This is a genomic window from Mesorhizobium sp. M7D.F.Ca.US.004.03.1.1 (assembly GCF_003998635.1).
Lineage (GTDB): Bacteria > Pseudomonadota > Alphaproteobacteria > Rhizobiales > Rhizobiaceae > Mesorhizobium > Mesorhizobium loti.
The window spans coordinates 1-2,882 of the sequence record NZ_RZQG01000765.1 but is presented as its reverse complement, the minus strand read 5'-3'; the positions used below and the strand labels follow the sequence as shown (position 1 = coordinate 2,882).

The 2,882-nt window shown below is 59.7% G+C and carries 3 protein-coding genes; 2 read left to right on the top strand and 1 reads right to left on the bottom strand.

Annotation, left to right across the window (positions count from 1 at the left end):
• A partial coding sequence (locus tag EN935_RS29450) for a molybdopterin cofactor-binding domain-containing protein (RefSeq protein WP_164771424.1) occupies positions 1-712 on the top strand: 712 nt, incomplete at its 5' end.
• A 23-nt stretch (positions 713-735) separates the two neighbouring features.
• The gene (locus EN935_RS29445; protein ID WP_127262148.1) at positions 736-1,197 is read left to right on the top strand and encodes a RidA family protein; all 462 of its coding nucleotides are present in this window, start codon (positions 736-738) and stop codon (positions 1,195-1,197) included.
• Between the two features lie 53 nt (positions 1,198-1,250).
• Here the strand turns inward: EN935_RS29445 and EN935_RS29440 are convergent.
• A partial coding sequence (locus EN935_RS29440) for an HAD-IIB family hydrolase (RefSeq protein ID WP_127373895.1) occupies positions 1,251-2,882 on the bottom strand: 1,632 nt, incomplete at its 5' end.

Genomic DNA, 2,882 nt, shown 5'->3' with positions numbered 1-2,882 from the left:
CTGCGATGCGGTACGCGACAAACTGTTCGCGGCCGCGGCGGGCAACGATGGTCCCCTTGCCGGTTCGGGCAACGCGAAACTGGATATGGCGGATGGGAAAGTCGTTACGGAGACTGGCAAATCGGTGAAGCTGGCCGACGTCTTCAAGGCCATGCAGGTCGGCGCCATCGAGGAATATGCCGAATTTGCGCCCAAGGGTTCTTCGCCGGAGGCATTAAGCAAGCTCTATGCCGGACAGCCGGAATTTCATGGTGGGGAAGGAGACAAGGATTCGGTCAAATATGCCTTTGGCGCCTACTTCGTCGAAGTGCGCATCAACCGCTACACCCGTGAAATCAGGGTGCCGCGCATCGTCGGTGCCTTTGCTGCCGGGCGCATCATGAACACGCGCACCGCGCGCAGCCAACTGATGGGCGGTATGATCTGGGGCATCGGCCAGGCTTTGCACGAGGCAACGGAGATCGATCGGCGGCACGCGCGCTACGTCAACCGCGACCTGCAGGACTATCTGGTGCCGGTCAACGCGGACATCAAACAGGTCGACGTGATCCTCGTCCCGGAAGTCGATCACGAGGTCAATCCTGCCGGTGTCAAGGGGTTGGGCGAACTTGGCAACGTTGGAACAGCTGCTGCCGTGGCAAGTGCGGTCTATCACGCCACCGGGAAGCGCATCCGCGATCTGCCAATCAGGATCGACGATTTGATAGACTGACGATTTGGGGCATTGGACTGAAAGTGGAACTCGTAACCCATAAGAAATTCAAAAACGGCAGGTTGATGCCGTGGGGAAAAGGCACGGTCGTTAGCGGAGCAAAGGGATTTGTCTACCTTTGCGGAAACACGGCAACCGCCGACGATTATGATCCAGCCGGAAAGAAGGGAGGCGGCTTCACTGGCGATGCAGCGGCACAGTGGCGCGCCATTCTGACGAACATCAAATCAGATCTGGAAGAACTCGGTAGCGCGCTCGACCACCTCATCCGGCTGACCTTCTTCATCAAGGGGCCGTTTCCCGATGGTGGCGTTCTGAGTTCTCCCAATTTTCGCCTGGACGTGCTGGACGAGTTCTTTGCCGAGCATTGCCCGAAGCACTGCAGCTATAACAACCCGCCGCCCTCGGAGGTGATCGGGGTTGCAGCGCTTGCGCAAGCCGACATTGTTGTTGAAATTGTCGCGATGGCGGCGCTGCCTGATTGAATAGAGTTCCCGCGTGCAATAGCGCTGGCTTAGTTACCCTTGGCTCTCGCGTATCATTCCGGCGCTGTGGCTGGAGCCGTGTAACGGCGGCGAACGGCATCGAGCACGCGCTTGCGGCTCTCCTCGGCGGATAGTGTTTTGTCCTCTTCCGCCTCGGCCGTTTCGCGTGCGAGGTCCTTGTCCCTGATCTGATGCCGGAACCATTTGGAATAGTCGCCGGCATGCAAATGAAACTCCCAGGTCTTGTCGTCGATGCCCTCAGCGATCTGGGCAAAGATCATCAGATTGTGGGCTCTGAGGTTCATCGCATTGTCAGTGCCGTGGAAATAGAAGCTGCCTGCTTCATCGAGCTGGCCTTCGGCGTATTTGCGGCTGTGCCGCTTGAGTGACTGGCGCGGCTCGATCACCTTGACCGTTTTGACTTTCTTGCCTGCCTGCGGCCGCCAGAACAGCACGCGTGCGCCCTTGGGAGTTGGGATGGCCTTCGGTGCCTCAATGCCTGTCTCATGGCAGAAGACCTTCACCACGTCCTTCGCCTTGGGGCCGAGCGCAATGATAGCCGTCACAAGGCGCAACGCGTCGGTCGAGATCGCCTCGGGGTGAACAGTGATCAGGATTGTGCCCGGCAATTCCAGTGACAGGACAGCCCGCGTATCGTCGCGCCGCTTGGGCAGGAGATGATGCGCTTCGTCGATGACGAGCCAATGCGGCCTTGCGGTGCGGCGGCGAAAACTGCCGAGGCCGGGCAGCAGGTCGGCAAAGAAATCAGGTCGCTCATTGACGCGCAGCGCCAGTCCATTGACGACGATATTGCTGTCGGCCTTGGCGATCAGATCCAGCACCTGCGCCTTTGTCGGTGCGCTTGATCCGTCACCAAGCCGCACGGCGCCCTGGAGGCCGTCGTAGTCTCCCTCGGGATCGAAGACGCAGAACTGAAACTTGCTCTCGACGAAGCGCTCCGTCAGCGCGGTGGCCAAGGTGGATTTGCCGATGCCCGAACTGCCGGCGATGAGGACCGTGTCGGTTGGAGACAAATAGATCTCGTCGCCGCCGGCCGATCCGAGAACGATACCGTCGTGGCGCCTCGATACGATCGCGTGATCATGCTTGATCATCTTGTCGATCAGCTGCTCCACGCCTTTGCCGCGTGCGCCACGCATGACCAAGTTGGCTGTATCCTTGACCGCTGGAATTGCATTATCGACGGCGACACTGCAGCCGCAGGCCTGCAGGAAGGCGTGGTCGTTTTCGGCGTCGCCGACGCCGATGACATTGTGCGGTGAAAGACGAAGATCCTGAAGGGCGGCAGCCAGCCCGGTAGCTTTGTTGATGCCGCTCGGCAGAATCATCACCGCGCCCTTGTTGAAAATGATTTCCAGTTCGAGGCCCATCTTCTTGATGACCTCGAGCACCGTGGCCTGATGGGGTTCCCAGGTCGCGATGATCGACTGGCCGACCGACAACGGCTTGACGCCCTGCTTCTTCAGTCTGGCGACGAATTTGGGCTCAGGCGAAGGGGCGATCACCCGCTCTTCCTCGCTGGCCGGTGTGTAGATCAGCGCTCCATTCTCGGCGACGACCTTGTCGAAGAGACTGACCTCTGAGAAGACGCGCTTGAGATCGGGCAGTTCGCGCCCGGTGACGAGAACGAGCTTGCGGCCGCTTTTCTTGAACCGCTTGAGGGC